At 72.4% G+C, this 25,581-nt stretch carries 24 protein-coding genes; 16 read left to right on the top strand and 8 right to left on the bottom strand.

Features of this window, described 5'->3' with window-relative positions; all coding sequences use genetic code 11:
- Window position 1: 1 nt before the first annotated feature.
- The gene (locus tag J3486_RS12550) at window positions 2-889 is read right to left on the bottom strand and encodes a LysR family transcriptional regulator (RefSeq protein WP_207820348.1); all 888 of its coding nucleotides are present in this window, start codon (window positions 887-889) and stop codon (window positions 2-4) included.
- Between the two features lie 136 nt (window positions 890-1,025).
- On the opposite strand from J3486_RS12550, the gene J3486_RS12545 reads away from it, so the two are divergent.
- A complete protein-coding gene (locus tag J3486_RS12545; protein ID WP_207820347.1) occupies window positions 1,026-2,294 on the top strand; it encodes an MFS transporter in 1,269 nt (422 codons plus the stop codon).
- Between the two features lie 172 nt (window positions 2,295-2,466).
- On the top strand, window positions 2,467-3,972 hold the full coding sequence (locus J3486_RS12540; protein ID WP_207820346.1) for an SDR family NAD(P)-dependent oxidoreductase: 1,506 nt from the start codon (window positions 2,467-2,469) through the stop codon (window positions 3,970-3,972).
- Here the strand turns inward: J3486_RS12540 and J3486_RS12535 are convergent.
- Both J3486_RS12535 and J3486_RS12530 read right to left on the bottom strand, forming a co-directional pair.
- Complete coding sequence (locus tag J3486_RS12535; protein ID WP_207820345.1) at window positions 3,951-4,775, bottom strand: SDR family oxidoreductase; 825 nt, start codon at window positions 4,773-4,775, stop codon at window positions 3,951-3,953. The two genes, J3486_RS12540 and J3486_RS12535, sit on opposite strands and share 22 nt — an antisense overlap.
- Before the next feature lie 94 nt (window positions 4,776-4,869).
- Complete coding sequence (locus tag J3486_RS12530; RefSeq protein WP_207820344.1) at window positions 4,870-5,427, bottom strand: inositol oxygenase family protein; 558 nt, start codon at window positions 5,425-5,427, stop codon at window positions 4,870-4,872.
- A 189-nt stretch (window positions 5,428-5,616) separates the two neighbouring features.
- Here J3486_RS12530 and J3486_RS12525 point away from each other — a divergent pair, with 189 nt between their 5' ends.
- From J3486_RS12525 to J3486_RS12505, 5 genes are all read left to right on the top strand, one after another.
- On the top strand, window positions 5,617-5,973 hold the full coding sequence (locus J3486_RS12525) for a hypothetical protein (protein WP_207820343.1): 357 nt from the start codon (window positions 5,617-5,619) through the stop codon (window positions 5,971-5,973).
- Between the two features lie 59 nt (window positions 5,974-6,032).
- Window positions 6,033-6,767, top strand: a complete 735-nt coding sequence (locus J3486_RS12520; protein WP_207820342.1) for a DsbA family protein — start codon at window positions 6,033-6,035, stop codon at window positions 6,765-6,767.
- Window positions 6,764-7,666, top strand: coding sequence for a cytochrome c biogenesis CcdA family protein (locus J3486_RS12515; RefSeq protein WP_207820341.1), 903 nt, complete (start codon window positions 6,764-6,766; stop codon window positions 7,664-7,666). The genes J3486_RS12520 and J3486_RS12515 overlap by 4 nt, the downstream gene beginning before the upstream one ends.
- Window positions 7,667-8,162: 496 nt before the next feature.
- Window positions 8,163-8,336 (top strand): hypothetical protein, encoded by a 174-nt coding sequence (locus J3486_RS12510; protein WP_207820340.1) that lies wholly within the window; start codon window positions 8,163-8,165, stop codon window positions 8,334-8,336.
- 237 nt (window positions 8,337-8,573) lie between these two features.
- Window positions 8,574-10,919 carry an alpha-L-fucosidase gene (locus J3486_RS12505; RefSeq protein WP_207820339.1) on the top strand — a complete coding sequence of 782 codons (2,346 nt, stop codon included), beginning with the start codon at window positions 8,574-8,576 and terminating at the stop codon, window positions 10,917-10,919.
- A gap of 21 nt (window positions 10,920-10,940) precedes the next feature.
- On the opposite strand, the gene J3486_RS12500 is transcribed toward J3486_RS12505, so the two are convergent.
- Window positions 10,941-11,732: an alpha/beta fold hydrolase gene (locus J3486_RS12500; protein ID WP_229377958.1), complete on the bottom strand. Its 792-nt coding sequence runs from the start codon at window positions 11,730-11,732 to the stop codon at window positions 10,941-10,943.
- A 66-nt stretch (window positions 11,733-11,798) separates the two neighbouring features.
- On the opposite strand from J3486_RS12500, the gene J3486_RS12495 reads away from it, so the two are divergent.
- From J3486_RS12495 to J3486_RS12480, 4 genes are all read left to right on the top strand, one after another.
- Window positions 11,799-12,254, top strand: coding sequence for a MarR family winged helix-turn-helix transcriptional regulator (locus tag J3486_RS12495; RefSeq protein WP_207820337.1), 456 nt, complete (start codon window positions 11,799-11,801; stop codon window positions 12,252-12,254).
- A 17-nt stretch (window positions 12,255-12,271) separates the two neighbouring features.
- Window positions 12,272-13,093 carry an alpha/beta fold hydrolase gene (locus J3486_RS12490; RefSeq protein WP_207820336.1) on the top strand — a complete coding sequence of 274 codons (822 nt, stop codon included), beginning with the start codon at window positions 12,272-12,274 and terminating at the stop codon, window positions 13,091-13,093.
- 142 nt (window positions 13,094-13,235) lie between these two features.
- A complete protein-coding gene (locus J3486_RS12485; protein ID WP_207820335.1) occupies window positions 13,236-14,114 on the top strand; it encodes a formylglycine-generating enzyme family protein in 879 nt (292 codons plus the stop codon).
- Window positions 14,107-14,634, top strand: a complete 528-nt coding sequence (locus J3486_RS12480; RefSeq protein WP_207820334.1) for a hypothetical protein — start codon at window positions 14,107-14,109, stop codon at window positions 14,632-14,634. Before J3486_RS12485 ends, J3486_RS12480 begins: the two co-directional genes overlap by 8 nt.
- Here J3486_RS12480 and J3486_RS12475 read toward each other — a convergent pair.
- Together J3486_RS12475 and J3486_RS12470 are read right to left on the bottom strand one after the other, a co-directional pair.
- Complete coding sequence (locus J3486_RS12475; protein ID WP_207820333.1) at window positions 14,616-16,268, bottom strand: amidohydrolase; 1,653 nt, start codon at window positions 16,266-16,268, stop codon at window positions 14,616-14,618. The two genes, J3486_RS12480 and J3486_RS12475, sit on opposite strands and share 19 nt — an antisense overlap.
- A 28-nt stretch (window positions 16,269-16,296) precedes the next feature.
- Window positions 16,297-17,778: an APC family permease gene (locus tag J3486_RS12470; protein ID WP_207820332.1), complete on the bottom strand. Its 1,482-nt coding sequence runs from the start codon at window positions 17,776-17,778 to the stop codon at window positions 16,297-16,299.
- Between the two features lie 143 nt (window positions 17,779-17,921).
- On the opposite strand from J3486_RS12470, the gene J3486_RS12465 reads away from it, so the two are divergent.
- Window positions 17,922-18,620, top strand: a complete 699-nt coding sequence (locus J3486_RS12465; RefSeq protein WP_207820331.1) for a TetR/AcrR family transcriptional regulator — start codon at window positions 17,922-17,924, stop codon at window positions 18,618-18,620.
- Window positions 18,621-18,623: 3 nt separating this feature from the next.
- Here J3486_RS12465 and J3486_RS12460 read toward each other — a convergent pair whose 3' ends face one another.
- Window positions 18,624-19,595 carry a LysR family transcriptional regulator gene (locus J3486_RS12460; RefSeq protein ID WP_207820330.1) on the bottom strand — a complete coding sequence of 324 codons (972 nt, stop codon included), beginning with the start codon at window positions 19,593-19,595 and terminating at the stop codon, window positions 18,624-18,626.
- A gap of 70 nt (window positions 19,596-19,665) precedes the next feature.
- Here J3486_RS12460 and J3486_RS12455 point away from each other — a divergent pair, with 70 nt between their 5' ends.
- Complete coding sequence (locus J3486_RS12455) at window positions 19,666-20,604, top strand: NAD-dependent epimerase/dehydratase family protein (protein WP_207820329.1); 939 nt, start codon at window positions 19,666-19,668, stop codon at window positions 20,602-20,604.
- A gap of 326 nt (window positions 20,605-20,930) precedes the next feature.
- Here the strand turns inward: J3486_RS12455 and J3486_RS12450 are convergent, their stop codons facing one another.
- Window positions 20,931-21,629: a FadR/GntR family transcriptional regulator gene (locus tag J3486_RS12450; protein ID WP_207820328.1), complete on the bottom strand. Its 699-nt coding sequence runs from the start codon at window positions 21,627-21,629 to the stop codon at window positions 20,931-20,933.
- Between the two features lie 252 nt (window positions 21,630-21,881).
- Here J3486_RS12450 and J3486_RS12445 point away from each other — a divergent pair, with 252 nt between their 5' ends.
- Genes J3486_RS12445 through J3486_RS12435 form a run of 3 tightly spaced genes read left to right on the top strand, consistent with a single transcriptional unit; the run spans window position 21,882 to window position 25,538 of the window.
- Entirely contained in the window at window positions 21,882-22,979 is a 1,098-nt protein-coding gene (locus J3486_RS12445; protein ID WP_207820327.1) for a sugar ABC transporter substrate-binding protein, read from the top strand.
- Complete coding sequence (locus J3486_RS12440; protein ID WP_207820326.1) at window positions 22,976-24,511, top strand: sugar ABC transporter ATP-binding protein; 1,536 nt, start codon at window positions 22,976-22,978, stop codon at window positions 24,509-24,511. Before J3486_RS12445 ends, J3486_RS12440 begins: the two co-directional genes overlap by 4 nt.
- Window positions 24,504-25,538: an ABC transporter permease gene (locus J3486_RS12435; RefSeq protein WP_207820325.1), complete on the top strand. Its 1,035-nt coding sequence runs from the start codon at window positions 24,504-24,506 to the stop codon at window positions 25,536-25,538. The genes J3486_RS12440 and J3486_RS12435 overlap by 8 nt, the downstream gene beginning before the upstream one ends.
- The last annotated feature ends 43 nt before the right edge of the window (window positions 25,539-25,581 follow it).

Genomic DNA, 25,581 nt, shown 5'->3' with positions numbered 1-25,581 from the left:
CTCAGGCCGAGGCGCCCTGGCGCAGCAGTTCCGTCAGTGCCCGCGCCGCGGCGCTCACGGGGCGGTCGGACGGCGACGCCAGATAGAGCGGCCAGTGCAGATCCGCGTCCGTCACCTCGATCACCCGCAGGCCGTGCGCGGTGTCGGCGAGGAAGCGCGGCAGCAGCGTCACGCCGAGGCCCGCCCGGACGAACGCGGCGCTCGTCGCGATGTCGGTGATCTCGATCGTGACGTGACGCGGCACCCCGGCCGCCGTGAACGCGCGGTCCGCGATCGTCCGGTTGCCGTAGCCCACCGGACAGTCGATGAACCGCAGCTGCGCGAGCTCGGCGATCGACACCGTGTCCCGCCCGGCCAGCGGATGGTCCGGGGGGACCACGAGGTCCATCGTGGAGCTCGCCAGCGGCAGCAGCGTCACTCCGGCCGGGCACGGCCCGGTGTGCGAGACGAAGGCCAGGTCGAGGCGGCGTTCGGCGAGCCCGGTGAGCAGCCCCTGCGACCCGGTCGGCGCGACGCTGATCTGCACCTGCACCTCGGGATGGTGCCGGTGGAACTCGCCGAGCAGCCCCGGCAGGTCCATCAGCCGGATCGAGGTGAGCGTGCCGAGCCGCAGCGTCCCGCGCAGCCCGCCGCGCACCTGCGCCACCGCGTCGGCCGCGTCCCGCGCCGCGTCCAGGGTGATCCGGGCGCGCGGCAGCAGCGCCTGCCCCGCGTCGGTGAGCTGCACCCGCTTGGAGTTCCGGTCCAGGAGCCGCGCGTTCAGCTCGCGCTCCAGCGCCTTGACGGCCGCGGAGACCGCGGACTGGACGATGTGCAGCCGGGCCGCGGCGCGCGTGAAGTTCTGCTCCTCCGCGACGGCGACGAAGTACTCGAGATGACGGAGTTCCACGCCTGAACTATCGCAGATCCAGATCATCACGAGCGCCAGGATTCGTTGGACGTGATGATCGGTCCGGGCGGACAGTAGGCATGTCCACGGCGGGGTCTCCCGGCCGGTGTTGTCGGGCCTTGATCGGAGTACGTCCATGAGCAACGTGTCGGCGCCCCTGCGGGCGCGTCCCACCACGGTCCCCGGTCGCGTCGTCACGGCCGGGCGGGCCGTCGGCTCCCGGCGCCACGGCGTCGGCTTCTGGGCGGTCGCCCTGGTCTTCGTCGTCGCCATGGCCTTCTCGACCGTGCCGACCCCGCTCTACCCGCTCTACGAGACCCGGGACGGCTTCTCCACCTTCATGGTCACGGTCGTCTTCGCCGTGTACGCCGTCGGTGTCGTCATCAGCCTGCTGCTCGCCGGGCACGTCTCCGACTGGCTGGGCCGCAAGAAGATCCTGCTGCCCGCGCTCGGCCTGGAACTGGCCGCCGCGCTGCTCTTCCTGTCGAGCCCCGACCTGCCGGTGCTGCTCGTCGCCCGATTCCTCACCGGACTCGGGGTGGGCATGCTCAGCGCCACGGCAACCGCCCACCTGCACGAACTGCACAGCGCCCACCGCCCCGGCGCGTCCGGCCGCCGCTTCGAGCGGGTCTCCACGGCGGCCAACATCGGCGGCCTCGGCGTCGGCACGCTGGTCTCCGGACTGCTCGCCCAGTACGTGCACGGTCCGCTCCGCACGCCCTACGCCGTCTTCGCGGTCCTCCTCCTCGTCGTCATGGGCGTGGTCGCCCTGGTCCCGGAAACGGTCGCGGCGCAGCCGGTCCGGCCGCGCTACCGTCCCCAGCGGGTCAGCGCCGACCACGGCGACCGGGCCGGATACATCGCGGCGGCCGCCGCCGCGTTCGCCTCGTTCGCCGGCCTCGGCGTGATCACCTCCGTGGCCACCGGATTCGTCGGCCGCACCCTGCACCACCCCTCGCACGCGCTGGCCGGCGTCCTCGTCTTCGCCGTCTACGGCGCCGCGGCCCTCGCCCAGTCGCTCACCGACGGCATCCCGGCCCGCGCGAAGCTGACGCTGGGCCTGCTCGCCGAGGGCGCCGGGTTCCTGCTGCTCGCCGCCGGCATGCACACCCTGAACCTGGTGGTGTTCGTCACCGGGGCCGTGGTCGCCGGCGTCGGCGCGGGCCTGCTGTTCAAGGCCGCCGTCGGCAGCGTCGTCGCCATGGCGGCCCCGGCCCGCCGGGGCGAGGCCCTCGCCGGGCTCTTCCTCATCGCCTACCTCGGCCTGAGCGTGCCGTCCGTCAGCGTCGGCGTCGCCACCCTGGCGGTACCGCCCACCACCGCGCTGACCTGGTACACGGGCGTCCTGATCGTGCTCCTCGGTGCCGTGGCGCTGCTCGGTCTGCGGCCGTGCGGGCGCCGCTGAGAGCGTCCTGCCGCCCGTGGTGTGAGGCTCGTCATTTGGCCGCCCCAGGTCCCGCCAGTATCCTCGCGATCTGGCGGGATCGACTCTCTGACCTGTAAGGTGCCGCCTTTTGGCAGCTGCGCGGCCCACCGGTATCGCCGCGGCACGAGTGACACGAGGAACAGCAGCGGCGATGACCGTGACAGAGGACAACCAGACCGTCGCGGCCGACGAGGCCACGGAGATCGAGCACGGCCCCGGCATCGACCCCGAGCGTCTCGCCATCTGCCTCAGCGTGCTGGAGGAGCTCGACCGGATCGACGTCGACCACCCCGACGCGATCACCGTCCGCCGCGCCACGGCCGGCATCTACCGGACCGTGAAGCAGCGCCGCCGCCAGGAGCGCCGCGCCGCCAAGACCGCGCACGACAAGGCCGTCACCGAGGCCACCGCCACCGGCTCCGCGCAGCGCATCGACGACGAGACCGAGGGCATCCTGCCGTCGTCCGTCACCGAGGCCGGCCGGATCGCCGGGATACTCCAGCGCCCGCGCTCCTGCTACACCTGCAAGACGCGGTACGTGGAAGTCGACTACTTCTACCACCAGCTCTGTCCGGACTGCGCCCGCCTGAACCGGGACAAGCGCGACGCCCGCGCCGACCTGACCGGCAAGCGCGCCCTGCTCACCGGCGGCCGCGCCAAGATCGGCATGTACATCGCGCTGCGCCTGCTGCGCGACGGCGCGCACACCACGATCACCACGCGCTTCCCCAAGGACGCCATCCGCCGCTTCAAGGCGATGGACGACTCCGCGGACTGGATCCACCGCCTGGAGGTCATCGGCATCGACCTGCGCGACCCGGGGCAGGCCGTCTCCCTCGCCGACCAGGTCGCCGAGGCGGGCCCGCTCGACATCCTCATCAACAACGCGACGCAGACCGTGCGCCGCCTTCCCTCCGCGTACGCGGCTCTCGTCGACGGCGAGAGCGCGCCGCTGCCCGCCGGTGAGCTGCCCCCGTACTCCGTGATCGGCGCGTTCAACTCCGGCGCCGTCGACGGCATCGCCGCCCTGCCCCTGGGCACCAGCGGCATCGAGGCGCAGAAGGTCGCCGACCTCGCGCTGGTCGCGGGCAACGCGAGCGTGGAGCGCCATCTCGACGGCACCGCCATCGACGCCGGCGGCCTCGTGCCGGACGTCGTCGACACCAACACGTGGGTACAGAGCATCGAGCAGATCTCCCCGGTGGAGCTGCTGGAGACCCAGCTCTGCAACTACACCGCCCCGTTCATCCTCATCAGCAAGCTGCGCCCCTCGATGGCCGTGGCCGCGAAGAACGCGAAGAGCGGCCGCTCCTACGTCGTCAACGTCTCGGCGATGGAGGGCGTCTTCGGCCGCGGCTACAAGGGCGCGGGCCACCCGAACACCAACGCCGCCAAGGCCGCGATGAACATGGTGACGCGCACCAGCGCCCAGGAGATGTTCCAGACCGACGGCATCCTCATGACATCCGTCGACACCGGCTGGATCACCGACGAGCGCCCGCACTACGACAAGCTGCGCCTGGCCGAGGAGGGCTTCCACGCCCCGCTCGACCTGGTCGACGGCGCCGCCCGCGTCTACGACCCGGTCGTCCTCGGCGAGTCCGGCGAAGACGTGTACGGCGTCTTCCTCAAGGACTACGCGCCCGGAAAGTGGTGACGCAGCTGCTGGTGGACGGCGCCCGTCGCCGCCGCCGGTGACGCCGCCCGCACGCGCGTACCGCCGTCCACCAGCAGATCCGCGCCGGTGGTCCACTCCGCCTCGTCGGACACCAGCCAGCGCACCGCGCGCGCCACGTCCTCGGGTTCGCCGATCCGTCCGGCGGGCAGGCCCGCGGCCACCGACTCCTCCGCGCGCTCCCACACGAAGCGCGCCATCTCGGTGCGGACGAGCCCGGGGGAGACCGAGTTGACCCGCACCGACGGGCCCAGTTCGCCCGCGAGTTGAGCGGTCAGGTGCAGCAGCGCCGCCTTGCTCGTGCCGTACGCCCCCACATTCGGGCCGACGTGCCCCGCGCCCTCGGTGCACACGTTGACGACGGCGCCGCCGTGCTCGCTCATCCAGGCCCGCCACACGCACTGGACCAGGCGCAGGGGTGCCTCCACGTTGATCGTGAAGGCGGTGCGCCAGGCGTCCGGGTCGGCGTCCATCAGGGGACCGTAGGGCTGGTTCGTCGCCGCGTTGTTCACCACGATGTCGACGCGGCCGAACGCCGCCGTCGTCCGCTCCGTGACCTCCCACAGATGCGCGGGATCGGAGACGCAGCCGGTGACGCCGACGGCGTCCGCACCCCGGGCGCGGAGCGCGGTGACCGTGTCCCGTACGTCCTGCTCGGTGCGCGCCGTCACGCACAACCGGGCGCCCGCGCGGGCCAGTTCGTCGGCGATCGCCCGGCCGATGCCGCGCGAGGCGCCGGTCACGATGGCGGCCCTGCCGCTGAGGGGCCGGTGCGACGACGTCATGCGCGTACGGTCTCACGACCGCAGTGCGCATGACGATGCGTCAGGGGTGGGGTGGTCGTGGACGATTGGTGGGGCGGTTGTGTGGGTGGGCGCCTCACAGCCCCTGGCGCGCGTTGTCGGCCGCGGGCGTCGCCAACCGCTCCAGCACCGGGCGCCAGTCCTCCAGTTCCCCGGCGTTCAGGCCCACCACCTTCCCCGCGTCGTCCGCCTGCCGCAGTTCCACCGCGTCCTGCGCGTGCGGGTCCGCCTCGAACGCCGCCATCTCCGCCCGCGTCATCGGGCCGCCCTGCACGGCGAGCGTCAACGCGCTCTGGGGCGACAGGCCGCGGGCCGGTTCGAGCGCGGCCAGATAGCGCTTGGCCGGGACGTGCAGCCGGACGAGGGCGGCGACCCGGTCGCCGAGCAGGCCGCGCACCGCGTCCGCCGCGACGTCCGCGTGGTGGGCGTCGTCGCCCGGCCGCAGCAGATGGCCCAGATCGTGCACCAGGCCCGCGGCCTGCAACTCCTTGTCGCTGGGGTGGGAGCGGCGGAGCAGCGCCGCCGTCTGCAGCGCGTGGTCGTGCAGGTCGACGGGGTCGCCGCTGCGGTCGGGGGTGTCCCAGGCACCCCGGCAGGCGTGCAGTGCGGCCATCAGTTCGTCGACCGTGTCCATGGTGACTCCTCCCGAAGATCTTCCGAGGTTTGTCCGGAAGGACACCATGGCGAGCTGACGGACCGGTCAACGGCACGTTAACGCTCCAGGAGACGCGCCCGTACGCGGTCCGTCCGTCACATCGGCGTGGTGCCGCGGGAGTTGCGGGGCGATTCGGGCGCGGCCGGACGGGTGGTGCAGAATTGCCGCATGCCCCGTCTCGCCGTCCACGCCCTCCTGGTGACCCTGCTGGTCACCGTGCTGGGCTGCGCGCAGGCGGGCGCCGACGCCGGTACGCCGTACCCGGCGCCGGTGACCACGGCGGCCTCCCAGGCCGCGCCCGTCACCCCCGGCTGCGACCCCGAGCAGCGCCACGCGCCCGACAGCCGGCAGGGCGTGCCCTCGCGCGGCACGTCCGCGCACGAACTGCTCGCCCCGCTCGCCCACGACCACGGGTCCGGTGCGACGGCCGTCCTCGACGGCATCGCACCCGCCGCCCCCGAGGGCCGCGGCCCGCCCCCGCACGACCCGCCCACCCCGGTCCAGCTCTCCGTCCTGCGCGTGTAGACGACGCGGTACCCACCCGTGTCCTGTCCCGACTCCCTTCACGCAAGGACGACTTCGGCATGCCGAAAAACACCACCAGCTCCAAGGCCCGCCCGCTCGCCCTCGTCGCCGCGGTGGCGGTGGCCGCCGCTCTGCTCGGCACCGTCTCGTACACCGCGACGAGGCCCGAGCCGCGCGCCGACACCTCCCAGCAGGAAGCCGCGTCCGGGCAGCAGCTCGACGACGCCACCGCCCAGTTGACGAAACTCGCCCGGCGCGACGCCGACGACGCCCTCGCGCAGGGCCGCGCCGACGCGCCCGTCGTCCTCATCGAGTACGCCGACTTCGCGTGCGGCTACTGCGGCAAGTTCGCCCGCGACACCGAACCCGCCCTCGTGAAGAAGTACGTCGACGAGGGCACCCTGCGCATCGAGTGGCGCAACTTCCCGATCTTCGGCGCCGAGTCCGAGGCCGCCGCCCGCGCCTCCTGGGCCGCAGGACAGCAGGGCCGCTTCTGGCAGTTCCACGCGGCCGCCTACCAGGAGGGCGCCAAGGAGAAGGGCTTCGGGGCCGACCGGCTCGACGCGCTCGCCCGCGAGGCCGGCGTCGAGGACCTCGCCCGGTTCCGCGCCGACCGCGACAGCGACGCGGCCCGCGCCGCCGTCAAGAAGGACCAGGACGAGGCGTACCGGCTCGGCGCGACCTCCACCCCGTCCTTCCTCGTCAACGGACAGCCCCTCGCGGGGGCCCAGCCCACGGCCACCTTCGAGCAGGCCGTCGAGGAAGCCGCCCGGACGGCGAAGGCCGCACGGTGAACGACATCGGCTACCTCGCGGCGTTTCTCGGCGGACTGCTCGCGCTGCTCAGCCCGTGCAGCGCGCTGCTGCTGCCCGCCTTCTTCGCGTACTCCGTCGACAGCCCCACCCGCCTCGTCGCCCGTACCGGCATCTTCTACCTCGGACTCGCCACCACCCTCGTACCGCTGGGCGCCGCGGGCTCGTACGCCGGACGGTTCTTCTACGGAAACCGGGACCTGCTGGTCGCCGTCGGCGGCTGGCTGATCATCGCGCTCGGGGTGCTGCAGATCGCGGGCCGCGGCTTCGCCTCCCGGCGGATGGCCGAACTCTCCGGCCGGATCCGCCCCACCAACGCCCTGTCCGTGTACATGCTCGGCGCCGTCTACGGCCTCGCCGGCTTCTGCGCGGGACCGATCCTCGGCAGCGTCCTGACCGTCGCCGCGCTCGGCGGGCACCCGGTCTACGGCGGACTGCTGCTCGCGATCTACGCGCTCGGCATGGCCGTCCCGCTGTTCCTGCTCGCGCTGCTGTGGGAGCGCTGGGACCTGGGCGGGCGGCGCTGGCTGCGCGGGCGGCCCGTCCGCGTCGGGCGGTTCGAGGTGCACACCACGTCGCTGGCGTCCGGCCTGTTCTTCATCGCGCTCGGGACGCTGTTCCTGGTCTTCGACGGCACCACCGCGCTGCCCGGACTGCTCGACGTGGACGGCTCGTTCGCCGCCGAGCAGTGGGCGCGCGGCGTCGGCGACCACGTCCCCGACGGGGTGCTGCTCGCCGTGGTCGTCGCCGTGGCGGGCATCGTCCTGGTCGTACGGGCCTGGGGGCACGGCCGTCCGCGCACGGCGGCGAAGGACGACGAACCCCGCGAGGCCGCGGCCCCGGGCGGCGCGTCCGACGGCGGGCGGCGACAGGGACCATGAGCGGAAGTCCGCCAATCTGCCGCGCGCCGGGCACGGCGGGGCGAGCGCGCTCTGCGGGCAGGTCCGCGACGCTTGATGTGCGCGGCCTCGCCGTCCACGCCGAGGGGGCCGGGCCCGCACGCCCCGGCCGCACCTCCCGACCCGTCCGGCACGTCCCCGGGAGGCCGGGTGAGGCCAAAACCGGTCGCGCCGGAGTGAGGGGCGTGGCTGAATGAACACCTGGCGTCCTCCGTAGGGACGACAGGTTCCAGCCCTATCGAGCGGACCCCCGCTCATTTGGTTACTCTGTAGCCGGACGGTTACCGCAAGTGGGTTCCACCCGTTCCCATGGTTCCGTCCGGGGAGAGGCCGGTCACCACGGCCGATCCCTCCAGCGCAACCGGCGCCACCGCGCCCGAACTGGCCCTCTACCCACACCCGATCGGGCGTCCGGTGTCCTGTACGACGCTGGGCCGGTCACGCCGGAGCGGGTTACCCGACACACAAGGAGTGCGCGGTGACACCAGAGAAGACGAATCGCGAGCAACGCCCGAAGGAACGCACGGAGCACGCCGGCCGCAGGCCGGAGAAGCTCGGCAGCCTGGACGTGTGGGCCCGCTCGGCCCCCATCCGCCTCGCCGGGTACGAGGACGATCTCGCCGAGCCGCACATCCTGCCCAGCGTCGACTGATCCCGGGGTCGCGCCGCCCCGACCGTTCGCCCGCATCCCTCCTCGGTGAGGGGTGCGGGCGCACGTGTTTCTCCGGCACTGTCCCGTGCCGCCACCCCGACCACGATCATCCGATCACTCACTCGATCACTCCCTCAACTCGCCTCCCTGTGCGACCCATTGACGGCGTCTGTTGGCACATGCACCATCAGACCTCCGACGAATGCAAGCCGAGTCGCCCTTCAGGGAGTGCTGTGCATGAGTGCGTACCCAAGACGTCAGGTCCTGTCCGCCGCAGCCGTCGTGGCCGCGGCGACCGCGCTGCCGTGGACGGCGGCGGGCCCCGCCGCGGCGGACGGCGCGGCAGGGGAAGGGGGTGACTGGGGCACCGTCCCCGCACCGGTCCCGGTGCCGCTGGAGAGCCACTTCGACAACGACGGCATCGACACCGCCGACGCCCACGGCGGCAGTTTCGACGGCAGCGGCTACACGTTCCCCGGCGAGGAACTGCCCGCGGGACGGCTCGAAGTCGACGGCGTCACCTACCGGTTCCCCTCGGCGGCGGCAGGCGAGAAGAACAACGTCGTCGCCCTCGGCCAGCGCCTCGACCTGCCCGCGGGCCGCTATCTGTCCGCGCTGTTCCTCGCCGCGGGCAGCTACGGCAACGCCTCGGGACAGGCCACCGTGCACTACGCCGACGGCTCCACGGCGACGGCCGGGCTGAGCGCCCCCGACTGGTACGCGGGCGGCGGCTCCGTGGCGGCGTCGTTCCGCTACAAGCCCGACGGCACCAAGGACGCCCACTCCGTCGGCATGGGCGTCAGCGAGATCGCCCTCGACCCGCAGCGCGAGGCCGTCGCGATCACCCTGCCGAAGCTGAATCCCGCCGAGGCGAACAAGACCGCCCTGCACGTCTTCGCGCTCACGCTCCAGCCGGCCGCCGAGGGCCGGGCCCTGCTGCTGCGCGACGCCCGCTCCACCTTCTCGCTCCTGGAGGAGACCGGCGCCCAGAGCGTCGAGGCCACCGTGCTCAACGCGGGCACCGTCGCCGTCCTCGCCGCCGACGCGCTGACCGTGGGCGTCGACGTCCCCGGCGCCCGCACCGTCGCACCCGCGCGCGTGACGTGGCTCGCCCCCGGCGAACAGGCCCGCGTTCGCGTCGGCATCCGCAACCGCGGCGGCATCGCGCCCGGCACCGTGCGCAGCGGCTCGGTCGTCGCCACCGGACGCGGACAGCAGGCGGCCACGGCGGCGCGGAAGCTGACGCTCGGCGTGCCCGACTACGCGCCGACGGAGGCCTCGCTGTCCGGGCACCAGGCGCCGTACTGGTTCCACTCCGCCAAGTTCGGGATCTTCATCCACTGGGGCGTCTACTCCGTGCCCGCGTGGGCACCGGTCGGACAGCAGTACGCCGAGTGGTACTGGAACCAGATGCAGGACCCGAACAACCCGACCTACGCGCACCACAAGGAGGTCTACGGCGAGGACTTCGCCTACGACGACTTCATCCCGCGCTTCACCGCCGAGAAGTTCGACCCGCGCGCGTGGGTGGAGCTCTTCCGCGACGCGGGCGCCCAGTACCACGTCCTGACGTCCAAGCACCACGAGGGCTTCGCGCTGTGGGACACGCGGCTGTCCGACCGCAACGCCGTGAAGATGGGCCCCAAGAAGGACCTCGTCAAGGAACTCTTCGAGGCGTCGAAGCGGTACGCGCCCGAACTCCACCGCGGCCTGTACTTCTCGATGCCCGAGTGGTTCAACCCGGACAACCCGTGGATGGGACACGCCCCGCGCAACCCGTACACCCTGGAACCCGTCCCGTACACCGGCTACACCGCCGGCAAGGACTACGTGAAGGACTTCCAGGCCCGGCAGATGCTGGAGCTGATCCACAACTACGACCTGCAGCTGATGTGGTGCGACATCGGCGGCGCCAACGACTCGCTGCACGTCCTCGCCGAGTACTTCAACCACGGCAAGAACCGGCCGCGCCCCCTTGAGGTCGCCGTCAACAACCGCGCGGGGATCGGCTTCCACGACTTCACGACGCCCGAGTACACGACGTACGACAACACCGTCGTCGCCAAGTGGGAGTCGAGCCGGGGCCTGGACCCGTTCAGCTACGGCTACAACGCCCAGACGCCCGACGACCGTTACATGACGACCGAGGAGGTCGTGCACAGCCTCGTCGACATCGTGTCGAAGAACGGCAACTTCCTCCTCGACATCGGGCCGCGCGCCGACGGCACCATCCCCGAGATCATGCAGACCCGGCTCCGGGAGACCGGGCACTGGCTGAGGACCAACGGCGAGGCGATCTACGGCACCACGTACTGGTCGCGGATGGCGCAGCTCGGCGAGGACCTGCGGTTCACGGTCAAGCAGAACGAGGCGTTCTACATCCACTCGCTCGCCGAACCGGGTGCCACGCTCACCGTCGAGGCGCCCGTGCCGGTGCGGCCCGGCGACAAGGTGACCCTGCTCGGCCACGACCGGCCCCTCAACTGGCGGGTCAGGAACGGGGCGTTCGTCGTCGACGTGCCGGCCGCCGCCCGCCGGGCCGGCGAGCACGTGTGGGTGTTCAAGGTGGCGTGGCAGGGCTGACCCCGCGCCGCGCACCGTGTCTCACACCGTGCGCAGGAAGTCCTCGACGAGGCGGTCGAAGACGTCCGGGCGCTCCATGTTCGGGTAGTGGGCGGTGCCGTCGACCGGCACCGTCCGGCCGTTCCCGACCGTGCGGGCGAGCCGTTCGGCCATGGCGTTGTGGTCCGGCGCGTCCAGGGTGCCGGTGACCGTGAGCACGGGGACCGTGATGTCGGCGGCCCGCTTCCAGGTCTCCGGCACCGGGATCCGGTGGTCGGGCTCGTCGGCGGTGTGTTTCGAAAGGGTGGCGTGCGTCATGCGGCGCAGCCGGTCGACGACGCCGGGCGCCAGATCGTCGACGCCGCGGTGCGGTCCAGGCCCGAACCGGGTGAACGCCTCCACCGCCGCGGCCAGGTCCCCAGCCGCCAGCGCGGATCCCAGATCGGCCCACACCGCGTGCACCCAGGGATCGTCGAAGACGGGCTCGCTGGTCCCCGCCCCGACCACCACGGCGGCGGCGACGAGGTCCGGGTGCTCCAGGGCGGTGTCGACGGCGACGGCGCCGCCCATCGAGACCCCGACGAGCAGCGCAGGCCCGGTGCCGAGCCGGCGCAGGAGCGCGGCGAGGTCGTCGGTGTGACGGAAGGGCGCCGTGGCGTTGGCGGACCGGCCGTGGCCGCGGGCGTCGGGGGCGATCACCCGGTACCGCTCGGCGAGAACCGGGATCTGGTCGTCCCACATGCGGTGGTCGAGGAAGCCGCCGTGCAGGAGCACCAGCGGGCGGCCGGACGTGGCGGTGTCGATCCAGTGGAGTTCCTTGAGCACATCCATCATGACAACCAAGGTGTCATTTTCTCTCTGGGATGACAACTGGGTTGTCATGACTGGCATGATGGGGGCGTGAGCGAAGAGCGGGAGACGGCCGAGCGGCTCGCCCAGGTCTACGACCTCGTGGGTCCGCTGTACCGGCGCGTGCTGCGCAAGGTGGAACTGGACGGGGCCGGGGCGGGGGTCTCGGCCGGTGTCCGTGCCGTGCTCGACATGCTGCGCAAGCAGGGGCCTTTGACGGTGCCTCAGATGGGCCGGGCGCAGTCGCTCAGCCGGCAGTTCGTGCAGCGCATGACGAACGAGGCCGCCGCCCTCGGCTACGTGGAAGCGGTCCCGAACCCGGCGCACAAAAGGTCCTCGCTGATCCGGCTGACCGAGGAGGGGCGGGCCGCGATCGCCGCCGTCGTCGACCGGGAGCACGCGGAACTGGCCCGGCTGCACGGCCGGGTCGACGCCGCCGACGTCGAGGCCTGCGTACGGGTGCTGACGGAGATGCTGGGCCTGCTCGACGACGTCGACGTCAACTGATGTGGGGGACGACGGACATGACCTGGACGGAACGCGTCGTCGTGCGCGACGGAGTGCGCCTCGCCTGCCGCGACTGGGGCGGCGAGGGGCCTCCTGTCGTCCTGCTGCACGGGCTCGCCGGACACGCGGGGGAGTGGGACGGCCTCGCCGCGTCCCTGCGGCACCGGCACCGGGTCGTCGCCGTCGACCAGCGCGGCCACGGTGCCAGCGAACGCCTTCCCGGTGACGTGTCCCGGGCCGCGTACGTGGCCGACGTCGGTGCCGTGACGGGTCGACTCGGACTGGACCGGCCCGTGTTGATCGGCCAGTCGCTCGGCGCTCACACCGCGCTGCTGGCCGCGGCCACGGGCCTCTGCCGGGCGGCCGTCCTCGTCGAGGCGGGCCCCGGCAGAGCGGACCCCGCGCTGCCGAAGGAGATCGGCGGTTGGCTCGACACCTGGCCGGCCCCGTTCCCGTCCCGGCGGGCCGCCGTCGACTTCTTCGGCGGGGGCGCCGCGGGCGAGGGCTGGGCGGACGGCCTGGAGGAGCGCGACGGCGGACTGTGGCCACGCTTCGACCGTGACGTGATGGTCGCTTCACTGGAGGAGAACACCGGCCGCGACGTGTGGGACGAGTGGACGGCGATCACCTGCCCGACGCTTCTGGTGCTCGGCCAGAACGGCATCATCGGCACCGAGGAGGTCGACGCCATGTTCCGTGCGCGCCCCGACCTCCTGGCCGTGAGCGTGCCCGGTACCGGGCACGACGTCCACCTGGAGCGCGGCGATGCGCTGCGGCAGGTGATCGAAGCGTTCCTGTTCACCGCCGTGGCGCCGCGTGCGAGGATCGACGCCGGGTGAGTCCGGACCGCTGTGCTTTTCCTGGGAGAGAGCTTTGAGCCCGCACGACCTTTCCGTGATCCGTGGCGGCGACCCGGTCGGCGTTCCCGCGTGTTGTGCCGCGCCGCGCGGTGACGCAGCCCCGGCCGCAGGACCGGCGCCGATGACGATCACCGCGCGCCCCAAGGCCTCGGGCCGCGGCATGGTCACGCTGGCCGGCGGCACCTTCTGGATGGGCAACGAGGACGCGCTCGCCAACCCCGGCGACGGGGAGGGCCCGGTCCGCGAGGTCACCGTCTCCCCGTTCCGCATCGACGAACACGCCGTCACCAACGCCCGGTTCGCGGTCTTCGTCAAGGAGACCGGCTACGTCACGGACGCCGAGCGGTTCGGCTGGTCGTACGTGTTCGCGGGCTTCCTCGGCCCGCAGCGGGTGCGCGCCACGCAGGCCCCGGCCGCCACCCCGTGGTGGCGCGGCGTCGAGGGCGCGACCTGGCGGGCGCCCGAGGGCCCCGGCACCGGGATCGGCGACCGGGCCCGGCACCCCGTCGTCCACGTCAGCTGGGCCGACGCGCACGCCTACGCGCAATGGGCGGGCAAGCGGCTGCCCACCGAGGCCGAGTGGGAGTACGCGGCCCGCGGCGGCCTCGACCGGGCCCGCTATCCGTGGGGCGACGAGCTGACCCCGCGCGGCCGCTGGCGCTGCAACATCTGGCAGGGCGACTTCCCCACGGTGAACACCGGTGAGGACGGGCACGTCGGCACCGCCCCCGTGGACGCCTACCGGCCCAACGCCCACGGCCTCCACAACGTCGTGGGCAATGTCTGGGAGTGGGTCGCCGACCGCTTCACCGCCACCCACTGCGCGGCCCCGGCCGTCGACCCGCGCGGGCCGGAGGAGGGCGACAACCGGGTCATGCGCGGTGGCTCGTACATGTGCCACGACTCGTACTGCAACCGGTACCGGGTCGCCGCCCGAACCTCCAACACCCCCGACTCCAGCAGCGGCAACTGCGGATTCCGGTGTGCCGCCGATGTCTGAGGACGTCTGGCACGTGCTGCCCGCCGACGTGCGCGAGGCCGTGGACGCGCAGGTGCTGCGGGACGCCTTCATGCAGGCGGTGCACGTCCTGTTCAAGCGCGGTGTGCGGTTGAACGAGGCGCAGGAGATCGTCGGCGACCGGTATCGCCATCACGGTGACCGGGTCGCACGGCGCCCCGAACCGCCCCTCGGTCTGCCCGCGTTGGCCGACCGGGCGGCCGAGGCGCCCGGCCGGGTCGTGGAGATCGCCGCCGAGTGGGACGGGGACACGGTCCACGACTGGTTCGTGGACCTCGTCGCCGTCACCGCCGATCCGGCGGGCACCCATCCGCTGACCACGGTGACGTGGAGCGCTGCCCGCCGGTACCTGGACGGCGAGGAGACCGGGACACGGCGTCCGGCCGCCGTCGTCGCCGAGCGGATCGGCACCGGCCTTGCCGCCCGGCTCGCCGTGCCGTTCCGCTTCGACCACCCCGACGAGCCGGACCGCCAGGACCCGGGTCAGCCGAACACGCGCTGACCGCCGACGAACGTCTGCGCCACCCGCGTCGTCCCGATCTCCTCGGCCGGGCCCGCGAACGTGTCCCGGTCCAGGACCACCAGGTCGGCCAGGTACCCCGGCGCGATCGTGCCCGTCTCCCCGTCGAGGTGGTTCACGTACGCGCTGCCCGCCGTGTACGCGGTCAGCGCGTCGTGCAGACCGATCCGCTGCTCGGGCAGGAAGACCGGGGTGCCGTCGGGCGCGCCCGGCTCCACCCGGTTCACCGCGACATGGATCCCCTGCAGCGGGTCAGGGCTGCTCACCGGCCAGTCGCTGCCCGCCGCCAGCGTCGCGCCGGAACGCAGCAGCGCCCCGAACGGGTACTGCCACGACGCCCGCTCCGCGCCCAGGAACGGAATGGTCAGCTCGTCCATCTGCGGTTCGTGCGCGGCCCACAGCGGCTGCATGTTCGCCGTCGCACCGAGCCGGCGGAACCGGCCGATGTCGTGCGGGTGCACGACCTGGAGATGGGCGAGGTGCGGCCGGGTGTCCGACCGGCCGTTGGCGCGCCGCGCCGCCTCCACCGCGTCCAGGGCCTCCCGCACGGCCCGGTCGCCGAGCGCGTGGAAGTGCACCTGGAAACCGTGGGCGTCCAGCTCGGTGACGTACTTCTTGAGGTCCTCCGGCGGTACGAAGCTGATCCCGCTGTTGTCGGAGACACAGCCGCAGCCGTCGAGGTACGGGCCGAGCAGTGCCGCCGTGCCGTTCTCGGCGACTCCGTCCTGCATGATCTTCACGGTCGTCGAGCGGAACCGGCCCCGGGTGCCCGCGGCCCGCCGCGCGACCAGTTCCTCGATCTGCTCGGTGCCGCGCGTGCGGTCCCACCACAGCGCGCCCACGACCCGCGCCGTCAGGCTTCCGTCGGCCGCGCAGGCGAGGTACGCGTCCGTCGGGTCGGTGAGGTTGGCGTGCTCCCCGAGCAGTGCGTCCTGCCAGGCGGTGATGCCGAGGGAGTGCAGCAGCTCCTGGGCGCGCAGCAGGCCCGCGACGCGCTCCTCGCGGGTGACCGGCGGGAGCAGCCGGCCGACCAGGTTCGCGGCGCCCTCCTGCAGCATGCCGGTCGGGTTGCCGGAACCGTCGATGGCTCGCTCGATGCGGCCGTCGGCCGGGTCCGGCGTACGGGCGTCGATGCCGGCCCGCTCCAGGGCGAGCGAGTTGACCCAGGCACCGTGGTGGTCGCGGTTGACCAGGTACACCGGGCGGTCGGGGACGAGTGCGTCCAGCTCGGCGGCCGTCGGCAGTCCGCCGGGGAACGCCTCCATCGACCAGCCGCCCCCGGTGAGCCACTCGGCGTCCGCGTGCTCACGGGCGTACGCGGCGATCGTCTCCCGGTACGCGGCGAGCGTCGTCGCCCCGCTCAGATCGCACTGGCCCATCTCCATGCCGCCGCCGACGGGATGCGCGTGCGCGTCCTGGAAGCCGGGGATCAACAACTTCCCCGCCAGGTCGACGACTTCGGTGCGCGGGCCGATCAGCTCGCGCACCTCGTCGTGGCCGACGGCGACGACGCGCTCGCCGCGCACCGCCACCGACGTGGCACGGGACCGGGCGGGCGAACCGGTGTGGACCGGGCCGCCGGTGAACACGAGATCGGCGGGGGTGGTGTCGTGCATCGAGGCAACTCCTTTTGGTGCGGGGGTGTTACGGGAGCTCGGTGGCGGTCAGGGGCAGCGCGTCGGCGTCCGTTCCGCGTCCCGAGGTGAAGTAGGGGGAGCGGCGGCCGTACTTCGCGACGGCCGCCATCGCCAGTCCGGAGACGACGATCGCGATGGGTACCGCAAGCATGAACCAGCCGTTGTCCGGGCTGAGTTCGAAGTGGTCCGACATCGTCGCGTAGTCCCGGGCGAGATACGCGCCGATGCCGAGCAGCGCCAGCGCGCTGAGGCCCGGCGCGAGCACCGCTCGCGTCGCCTCGCGGAAGTCGGTGCGCAGCAGGGACCGGAAGCGGACCGCGCAGGCGAGCGCCGTCAGACCGTAGTAGAGAGCGACGATCAGGCCGATGGAGTTCACGGCGGCGAGGATCATCTCGTTCAGCTTCGGGATGGCGAGGGCGAGGACCGAGATCACGGCGGCGATCGCCATGACGAGGACCGTGCCGATGGCCGGGGAGCCGTAGCGCGGGCTGATCCGCGTCCACACCTGGCCCATCGTGCGGTCCCGGCCCATCGCGAGCAGCCCGCGCGCCGTCGGGATCACGCTGGCCTGCACCGAGGCGACCGCGGAGAACAGCAGGGCGAGCAGCGGCAGACTCGCCAGCGGCTCGTCGGCGAGCTTGGCACCGAGGTAGGTGAGCGCCTGCGGGCCCTGCTCCATCAGCTCGGAGAGTGACATCTCGCGCTGGAAGGCCACGGACCCGTACAGGAACAGCGCGAGCATGGTGAACAGGGCGATGAAGCCGCCGCGTCCCGCGTCCCGTACGTCTTTGGTCTCCTCGGTGACGCTGAACGCGGCGTCCCAGCCCCAGAAGAAGAACACCGCGAGGACGAGCCCCTGCGCGAAGCCGGTGCTGTCGTGAATGGCGAACGGGTTCAGCCACGACCACTGGAAGGCATGGTCACCGGTGACCAGGGACCAGCCGCAGAAGCCGATGAGCACCACGTACTCGAAGACCAGCAGCCAGGTCTGCAGCCGGGTCGCCTTGCGGATGCCGGTGACGGCGGTGACCGTCACGGCGGTCAGCACGACGAGGCCGACGGCCGTCGACAGGGCCGTCGAGTTCGGGTCCAGGTCCAGGCCGAGCAGGCTGTGCAGGTGGGCCTTGTTGGCGAACTGGAGGAAGACCGAGCCGGTCACCGCGCTCGTGTACGCCATGAAGACCAGGGTGCCGACGAGGGTGACCCAGCCGGTGAGGAAGCCCAGCCAGGGGCCGAGCGAACGGCCCACCCAGACGTAGCCGCTGCCCATGTTCTGCTCGTGCCGGTTCAGCCTGGCGTACGCCGTCGCGATGCCCAGGATCGGCACGAACGCGACGAGCAGGATGGCCGGCGCCTGGAGGCCCACCGTCGCGGCGAGGGACCCCATCCCGATGCCGATGCTCGTGGTGGCGGCGGTGCTGGAGGCGGCGACGGCGATGCCGTCGACCACACCGAGGGAGCGGCGCAGGCCGGGGGACTGGCTTCTCATGGGCGGACTCCTGGGGCCGGATGAGGGCGGGGGCGGGGGGGTGGTGGTGCGGTGAGGAGGCTGCGATCAAACCGGCCTTGTCAACGTTGCGTCAATGGTGTTGTCATAAGGCGTCATCGAGCGACGACAGAGGGGTTCGAGCCATGACAGAGGGGCGGATTCCGGCCGAGCGGCGACGGCGCAAGCCGACGAAGTCGGGGGTGCTGCTGTCCGAGGACGTGATCGTCGACTGTGCGCTGCGGCTCGTCGGCCAGCACGGGCCCGACGCGCTGAGCGTGCGCCGCCTCGGCGCCGCGCTCGGCTGCGACCCCAGCGCCCTGTACCGCTACTTCCACAACACCGACGACCTGCTGCTCGCCGTCGCGGACCGGATCATCGGGATCTCGATGGCCGGGTTCGCGCCGGAGACGATGCCGTGGCAGGACGGGCTGCGGGAGATGGCCCACCGCATCCACCGCGGCTACCGGGAGCACCCGCGCGTCGCGGCGCTCGCCGCCTACCGCGTGACGCGCCGCGAGCACGAGTTCCGCTCCGTGGAGGCCGGCATCGGGCTGATGCGGCGCGCCGGGTTCGGGCCCGAGGACGCGGTGCGGCACTACTCGGCGTTCGTGGACACCGTGCTCGGCCACGCGGCCCTGGACGCGGCCCATCTCGCGCTGCCGGTGGAGCGCAGGCGGGCCGACGACGAGGCGTGGGCCGGGACGTACGCGGAGATCGCGGCGGACACGCACCCCCAACTGGCCGCTGTACGGGGGTACTTGCCGTTGATGGCGGGCAGCTCGTTCGAGGCGGCGCTGGAGCTGGTCGTCGCGGCGCTGGCCGCGGCGGCGCCGGGGGAGTAGCGGTCAGACCCCGCGCTGCCGCGCCGCCTGCTCGCGCAGCGCCTCGACGAACGTGGTGACGTGCGGGCGGCCCGCGCGGCGCAGCAGGGCGACCCCGATGTGCCGCACCGGGCACGGCTCCTCGACGGGGACGGCGACGAGCCCCGGGATCTTCGGGGTGAGGGCGATCGACGGGATGAGCGAGACGCCGACGCCCGCCGCGACCAGGGAGCGGGCGAAGAAGTAGTCGGTGGTGGTGCCGCGCACGTCCGGCTCGAACCCGGCGCGCTCCGCGTGCCGCCGCAGATACGCCTCGGTCTTCAGACAGCCGAGCACCCACGGCTCGCCCGCCAGCTCGGCGAGGTCGAGGGACGCGCGGCCGGCGAGGCGATGCCCGCGCGGTAGCACGGCGCGCAGCGGGTCGTCCATGAGCGGAACCCATGCGGGGGTCGATCCGGGGCTCGCGTCGCGACCGCCGGGAGCGGGTCGGGAAATGGGGTCGGGGTCGGAGCCGGCTCCGACCCCGGGGCCGGCGGGCAGTGGTCCGTCGAAGCGGTAGGCGAGCGCCAGGTCCACGGCGCCCTGGCGCACCAGCGGCAGCGTGTCCTCCGGCTCGCCCTCGCGGACGTGCAGCACGGTCCCGGGGTGCGCCGCCGTCAGCCGCGGCAGGGCGCCGGGCAGGAGCAGCCGGCCCCCGCTGGTGAACGTGGCGACCGTCAACTGCGCCGTGCTCGTGCGGAGTTGAGCGACCTGGTGCTGTGCGTGCGCCAGCTCCGCGGCCACCGACTCGGCGGCGCCGAGCATGATCCGTCCCGCCTGGGTGAGGGTGACGCCGCGGGTGCTGCGGGTCACGATCCCGGCGCCCACGCTCCGCTCCAGGGCCGCCATGTGCTGGGAGACGGCGGAGGGCGTCAGACGCAGGGCGGCCGCCGCCCGGTTGAAGCTGCCGTGTTCCGCGACGGCCCGCAGGACCCGCAGCCGCTGCACATCGATCAACAGTTTTCCTTCATACGGGTTCAGCGAGTGGTCACTTCTGCTGGTGACGATAAGTCCCCAGGATGAGGGCATGCAAAGGATCTGCGTCATCGGCGGAAGCCGGTACTTCGGGAAGCTCTTGGTGGCACGGCTGCACGCGGCGGGTTACCACGTCACGGTGGTCAACCGCGGTTCGGTCCGGCCGCCCGCCGGGGTGGAGCACCTCGTCGCCGACCGCGACGACGAGACCGCGCTGGCGGCCGCGCTCGGCACCCGCACCTTCGACGTCGTCGTCGACCAGGTCTGCTACACACCCGTGCAGGCCGCCGTCGCCGCCCGCGTCTTCACCGGCCGCACCCGGCGTTACGTCATGACCTCGACGATCGAGGTGTACGACCCGGCGACCGCCGCGCTCCCGGGCGCCGCGGCCCCCGGAACGGAACCGGAGCCGGTACCGGAGGCGGCGGTGGACCTGGCGGGCTGGACGGTGGCCCTGGACCTGCCCTGGCACGACGCCGCGTACCGGGAGGCGCACTACGCCGAGGGCAAGCGGCAGGCCGAGGCCGTCCTGGCCCGCGCCGCCGGGTTCGGCTTCGTCTCCGTGCGCAGCGCCCACGTCCTCGGCGGTGGGAGGCAGGAGTTCACCGGCCGGCTCGCGCACTACGTCGAGCGGATCGGCCGGGGCGAGGAGGTCGTGGTGCACGAGGACGCGGTGCCGACGGTCTTCGTGCACCACGAGGAACTCGCCGATCTGCTGGTGTGGGCGGCGGCCGCCGACTTCACCGGCCCGGTGAACGCCTGCTCCGACGGGCCGCTCGACGTCCGCGAGTTCGCCGCGGCCGTCGCCGCGCAGCTGGGCCGGGAGCCCGTGTGGCGCACGGTGGCGGCGGGCGAGGAGGCGTCGCCGTTCTCCTTCGACCGGCACTGCGCGATGAGCAACGCCCGCGCGAAGCAGCTGGGGTTCGTGTTCTCGCACACGAGGGACTGGCTGCCCGGCGTGGTCCAGGAAGCACTGAGGTCGGCGTCCTGAGGTCGGCGTCCTGAGGCTCGCGTCCTGAGGTCCGCGTCCTGAGGCTCGCGTCCTGAGGTCCGCGTCCTGAGGCTCGCGTCCTGAGGTCCGCGTCCTGAGGCTCGCGTCCTGAGGTCCGCGTCCTGAGGCCCGCGTCCTGAGGTCCGCGTCCTGAGGCCCGCTCCCTGACGTCCGCGCTCTGAACCCCGTGGGCCCGTCCCCGTGGCGACCACCTCGCACAGAACGGATCCCATCCGCCACCGCGCCATCGGCGACACCACCGTCAGCGCCCTCGGCCCGGGCGGCTCAAGGCTCGGGGTTCGGGCCCTGGCCCCCGCCTCCGGGGCTCACTCCAACTGCCCCCGCAGCCACTCCTCCACCTCGCCGACGTGCGCCGCCGCGGCGGCCCGCGCCGCCTCCGGGTCGTGGGCCACCAGCGCCCGATGGATCCGGGCGTGCTCGCGGCGGGTGCGCTCGAACGCGCCCTCCTCCTGGTAGCCGCGCCACACCCGGGCCCGGAACGTCCGCGACGACAGCCCCTCCAGGATCGCCGCCATCGCCTCGTTCCCGGCCGCCGCCACGATCGCCCGGTGGAACGCCAGATCGTGGGAGAGGATCTCCTCCGGGTCGTCCGTCGCCTCCATCGCCGCCAAGTGCTCCTCCACCTCGGCGAGTTGAGCGCGTGAAATGCGGGCCGCGGCGAGCGCCGTCGCCGTCGACTCCAGGATCCGGCGCACCTCCAGGAGCTCCACCAGACGCGGGCCGCGCGAGAGGTCGGCGACCACCCCGAACGTCTCCAGAAGGTCGCCGGCCTCCAACTGCGTGACGTAGATGCCGGAACCGTGCCGCGCCTCCAGGACGCCGAGCACCGTGAGTGCCCGGATCGCCTCCCGCATCGACGAGCGCGAGATGCCGAGCTGCGCCGCCAGGTCCCTTTCCGTGGGCAGCCGTTGCCCCGGCTCCAGACTGCCGCCGCCGATCATCGCCTTGATCTGCTCGATCGCCCGTGCCGTGACGGTGCCCCGCTGAGGTGCGGTCTGTTCCACGATGACGTCCTCCCACACAGGGTCCGCTGCCGGATGCGGCGCAGTCTAACCAGCAAGGTGGTCCGACCACTACCGAGGTGGTCGGACCTCTCTGGGGTCTCAGGAGGTCTCGGAGGCGTAAATACCGAGAAAAATTGGCGACGAAGGGTGTTGAGGAGCCGAAGTGGTCTGATAAATCTCTGGGCGCGGCCGGTGCCTGGACGGGCAGTATCCGGTCCTTCCCCATGTTCTCCGGAGCCGAGGAGCGGTCCGATGACTGGCACCACGAAGGGCACGAAGTCGAAAGCCTCGAAGGTTTCGAGAGGGAGGGCGCTGCGCGCGGCGGCCCTTGCGGGGTGTGTCGCCCTCGCCCTCAGCGCGTGCGGCAGCACGAAGGACGACAACGCGGGTTCCGCGGGCGGCGGTGGCGGTGACGGCAAGGGCAAGGTCGGCGTCATCCTGCCGCTGCTGACCTCGCCGTTCTGGCAGTCGTACAACGACTACGTGCCGAAGATGGCGAAGTCCGAAGGGGTCGACGCGCTGAAGACCGTCAACTCCAACAGCGATCCCTCGCAGCAGATCACCGACATCAACAACCAGCTCAACCAGGGCGTGAAGGGCCTCGTCGTCGCCCCGCTCGACAGCGCCGCCATCGCCGCCGGCCTCGACCAGGCCGAACGCAAGGGCGTCCCGGTCGTCGCCGTGGACGTCGCGCCCGAGAAGGGCAAGGTCGCCATGGTGGTGCGCGCGAACAACGTCGCGTACGGCCAGAAGGCCTGCGAGTACCTCGGCCGGCAGGTCAAGTCCGGCAAGGTCGTGCAGATCATGGGCGACCTCGCGTCGGTCAACGGCCGCGACCGCTCCAAGGCGTTCCGGGACTGCGTGAAGCAGAAGTACCCCAAGCTGAAGGTCCTGGAGATTCCCGCCAAGTGGGAGTCGGACACCGCCGCCTCCAAGCTGGACACCCTGCTCAACGCCAACCCCGACATCAAGGGCATCTACATGCAGGCGGGCGGTGTCTACCTGGCGCCGACCCTGCAGACCCTCAAGTCCAAGGGGATGCTGAAGAAGGCGGGCGCCGCGGGCCACATCACCATCGTGTCGAACGACGGCATCCCGCAGGAGTTCGACGCCATCCGCAAGGGCCAGATCGACGCCACCGTCTCGCAGCCCGCCGACTCGTACGCCAAGTACGGCATGTACTACATCAAGGCGGCGATGGAGGGGAAGACGTTCAAGCCGGGCCCGACCGACCACGACTCCACGATCGTCAAGCTGCCGAACGGCATCCTGGAGGACCAGCTGCCCGCCCCGCTGGTCACCAAGGACAACGTCGACGACCCGAAGCTGTGGGGAAACACGGTCAAATGACGTCTCCCGCAGCCCCGTTGGTGGAAGCGACGGGCATCGCCAAACGGTACGGGCCCACGGTCGCCCTCGCCGACGGCCGGCTCACCGTGCGTGCGGGCGAGTCCCACGCGCTGGTCGGCCGCAACGGCGCGGGCAAGTCCACCCTCGTCACCGTCCTGACGGGCCTTCAGGCGCCGGACGCGGGCACGCTGTTGTTCGACGGCGAGCCCGCGCCGCCGCTCGGCGACCGCGCGGCATGGCGGGCGAAGGTGGCCTGCGTCTACCAGAAGCCCACCGTCGTCCCCGAACTGACCGTCGCCGAGAACCTGTTCATCAACCGGCAGCCCGAGTCCCGCCGCGGCTTCTTCAGCTGGAAGAAGCTGCGGGCCGAGGCCGAACGGCTGCTGCACACCTGGGACATCCACGTCGACCCCGACGCGCGCACCGCCGACCTCAAGGTCGAGGACCGCCAAATGGTCGAGATCGCCCGCGCGTTGAGCCAGGGCGCCCGCTTCATCGTCCTCGACGAGCCGACCGCGCAGCTCGACAACAAGGAGATCGAGCGGCTCTTCGCGCGGATGCGCTCGCTGCAGGACTCTGGCGTCACGTTCCTGTTCATCTCGCACCACCTCCAGGAGGTGTACGAGGTCTGCCAGACGGTCACCGTGCTGCGCGACGCCCGCTGGATCACCACCGCGCCGGTCGCCGAACTTCCGCGCCCCGCCCTGGTCGAGGCCATGGCGGGCGAGGTGGTCGCCGAGCAGGCCGCCGCCGCGGCCGAAGCCGTCGTGGAGCAGGACGGGGCTCAGCGGGCCGGCGCCCCGGTCGTCCTCGACGTACGGGGCCTGACCTCGGACACGTACGCCGACGTCGATCTGACCGTGCGCCGCGGTGAGGTCGTCGGCCTCGCCGGATCCAGCGGCAGCGGCAAGATCAACCTGGCCGAGTCGCTGGCCGGACTGCACACCCCGACCTCCGGCACCGCTCGACTCGACGGCGAACCACTGCCGTTCGGTGACGTGTCGGCGGCGCTCGCGGCGGGGGTCGGCTGTGTGCCGCGCGACCGGCACGATCAGGGCCTCGTCACCGGCATGTCCATCGGCGACAACGCGACGATGTCCGTCCTCGGCCGGCTCGGCCGGTACGGATTCGTCGGCACCGACCGCAAGCGGGCCTTCGCCCGCGATCTCATCGAGCGTCTCGACATCCACGCCGAGGGCCCGGACCAGCCGGTCTCCGACCTGTCCGGGGGCAACGCGCAGAAGGTCGTGATGGCCCGCGCCCTCGCCTCCGACCCGCGGCTGCTCGTCCTCATCAACCCCACCGCCGGCGTCGACGTGAAGTCCAAGGAGTCCCTGCTGCGCCGCGTCGACAGCGCCCGCGACGACGGCACCGCCGTCCTCGTGGTCTCCGACGAACTCGACGACCTGCGGCGCTGCGACCGGGTGCTCGTGCTGTTCCACGGCCGGGTCGTCGCCGAGCACGCGGCGGGCTGGCACGACCACGAGCTGATCGCCTCCATCGAGGGAGTCCAAGGAGACCACCATGGCTGACATCAAGGCCGCGTCGGCCCCGGCGACGAGCGCCCCGGCCCGCCCCGGCGGCGGCACCGGCAAGAACGTCCTGCTGCGCCGGGCCCGTGAACTCGCGCTCGTCCCGGCCCTGTTGCTGCTGATGATCCTCGGGGCGATCGTCAACGACTCCTTCCTCACCGAGCGCAACCTGATCTCCATCCTCGGCGCGTCCGCGGCCCTCGCCATGGTCGTGCTCGCCGAGTCCCTGGTCCTGATCACCGGCAAGTTCGACCTGTCCCTGGAATCCGTCGTCGGCATCGCGCCCGCCGTGGGCGCGCTGCTCGTGCTGCCCGCGTCCCAGTCCGGCTGGGGCACCGAGTTCCCGGCCGCGCTCGCGCTGCTCGCCGTCCTCGTCGTCGGCGGGGTCATCGGCGCCTTCAACGGCATCCTCGTCGTGAGGTTCAAGCTCAACGCGTTCATCGTCACCCTGGCGATGCTGATCGTGCTGCGCGGCCTGCTCGTCGGCGCCACCAAGGGCAAGACCCTGTTCGGCATGCCGGACTCGTTCTTCTCGCTGGCCACGACGACGTTCCTGCGCGTCCCCCTGTCCGTCTGGCTGTCCGCCGTCTGCTTCGGCGTGGCCGGCCTCGTCCTCAAGTACCACCGCGTCGGCCGCGCCCTGTACGCGATCGGCGGCAACGCGGACGCGGCGCGCGCCGCCGGCATCCGTGTCGAGCGCGTCATGCTCGGCGTGTTCGTCGTCGCCGGTGTGCTCGCCTCCGTCGGCGGCATCATGCAGACCGGCTACGTCGGCGCCATCAGCGCCAACCAGGGCAACAACATGATCTTCACGGTGTTCGCCGCCGCCGTCATCGGCGGCATCAGCCTCGACGGCGGCAAGGGCACCATGTTCGGCGCGCTCACCGGAGTCCTGCTCCTCGGCGTCGTACAGAACCTCCTCACCCTCGCCCAGGTGCCGTCCTTCTGGATCCAGGCCATCTACGGCGGAATCATCCTGCTCGCGCTGATGATCGCCCGCGTCACCACCGGCCGCGCCCAGGACTGACGGCACCGTCCCGGCCGCCCCGGCGGCCCCCTGCCCGAAAGGC

It is taken from the genome of Streptomyces sp. VRA16 Mangrove soil (assembly GCF_017377775.1).
Lineage (GTDB): Bacteria > Actinomycetota > Actinomycetes > Streptomycetales > Streptomycetaceae > Streptomyces.
The sequence above is the reverse complement of the archived record's forward strand: the minus strand, read 5'-3'. Positions and strand labels throughout refer to the sequence as shown.